Source organism: Streptomyces sp. URMC 124 (assembly GCF_051386455.1).
In the GTDB taxonomy this organism is placed as follows: Bacteria; Actinomycetota; Actinomycetes; order Streptomycetales; family Streptomycetaceae; genus Streptomyces.
In genome coordinates this window covers 1-632 of sequence record NZ_JBPQTS010000350.1, presented here as the reverse complement: position 1 = coordinate 632, position 632 = coordinate 1, and the positions used below count along the sequence as shown (strand labels likewise).

The 632-nt window shown below is 77.8% G+C and carries 1 pseudogene; it reads left to right on the top strand.

Going from position 1 to position 632, the window contains the following annotated elements:
- A pseudogene (locus tag ACSNOG_RS32885) lies at positions 1-632 on the top strand (protein kinase); the annotation flags it as partial.

Below are 632 nucleotides of genomic sequence, written 5' to 3'. Positions count from 1 at the left end.
CCACTCCACCCCCCGCCCTTCCCCCGCCGCTTGGGGTACCGCCGGGCAGCCCGCGAGCGGTCTCGTCGCCGAGCGGGCCCGGCAGGCCCGGATGGTCGTCGTCGGGGCCGTCACCGAACGGTGGGCGCCGGAGCAGGCGTGGCCCGTTCAGGAGAGCTGGCAGCTCGCGCCTCCCGTCGGCCCGGCGGCCGACCTGTGGGCGCTCGGGGCCCTGCTCTTCCGCGTCGTGCAGGGACACGCTCCTTACCCGGAGGACAGCGCGGCCGAGCTGGTCCGCATCGTGTGCGCGGAGCCGCCCGCGTTCGCCGAGGAGTGCGGCGCACTGCGCCCCGTGGTCGAGTCGCTGATGCGCAAGGACCCGGCCGAGCGCCCGGAGTTCGAAGAGCTCCGCGGCTGGCTGCGCTCCCTGATCCGCTCGGCGCCGGAGCCGGATCCCGGCGGCCGCACCCTCACGGTGCCGCCCGCCCTGCCGGAGCCCCCGGCCGCCGACCAGCAGCGGCTCCCGATCGTGCGGCGCAAGGGCGAGGTCGCGCGCCGCAGGCGCGGCCGTTCCATCACGGCCGTGGACACGGCCCCGGCCGCGCACGGCCGCCACAAGAAGACGGCCAAGGACAACGCCCCCGCCCCCCGCC